The organism is Ruegeria sp. AB8 (assembly GCF_056542605.1).
The window spans coordinates 1-654 of sequence record NZ_JBQGAB010000115.1; the positions used below are offsets into that span (position 1 = coordinate 1).

Annotated in this window: 2 protein-coding genes; both read right to left on the reverse strand. The window is 59.9% G+C overall.

Features of this window, described 5'->3' with window-relative positions; genetic code table 11:
* Positions 1-201, reverse strand: a 201-nt coding sequence (locus ACR0CG_RS24045) for a hypothetical protein (RefSeq protein WP_480528034.1), incomplete at its 3' end; no start/stop codon positions are given.
* A gap of 35 nt (positions 202-236) precedes the next feature.
* A complete protein-coding gene (locus tag ACR0CG_RS24050; protein ID WP_480424000.1) occupies positions 237-383 on the reverse strand; it encodes a hypothetical protein in 147 nt (48 codons plus the stop codon).
* Between the last annotated feature and the right edge of the window lie 271 nt (positions 384-654).

The window sequence follows — 654 nt, forward strand, 5'->3', positions numbered from 1 at the left end:
TTGCGCATTCGCCGCCTGCGTATTCGCTACCTGCAGCATCAGCTCGCTCATCGCGAGTTTAACATCGTGGTCAGCACCGCTCTTAGACGAGCCGAATAGCTCCTTGGTAGCTTCAGCGGCCTTGGCGACCTTGCTAGCCGCGCTGCCGGTGTCCCCCGCGATTCCTATCGCGTCTTGGATCGTTTGAAAGTCGACTTCCATGGCAAGCTCCTGATCGCGTCTCTCACTGAAGATGATCAACTTAGCATGGGTGATGTCACGTGATCCAAGCACCGAAAACTCCCATCCAGCATCCGCGCGTCCGAGTCGGCGGTGTGACCGGCGACGATCGCGATCGAGACCGAATGGTGCTGCGCATCGAGAACGAGGACGGTTCCAGGCATGGTCACCTCTCCTTCGCGATCGAGGACCTACGGTCGATTGAGGAGCTGGTATCGGGCTTCGAACCCTACTTAGCGAAGAACTGGGCCAAGCGGGATGGTCACCGATGATCGTGCTGGTGCCACTCCGACAAATCATCCGGCAACCCGCAGTTGTCGGGGTTCAAGCCGTTGCTCGGCCAAAAGGTCGCCCCACCGACGAGATCGTCGTGCGCGGCCATCGGCGAGTGGTAGCTCCCAAGCCCCTCGTCCTCGAACATGGCCTGCCATCGAC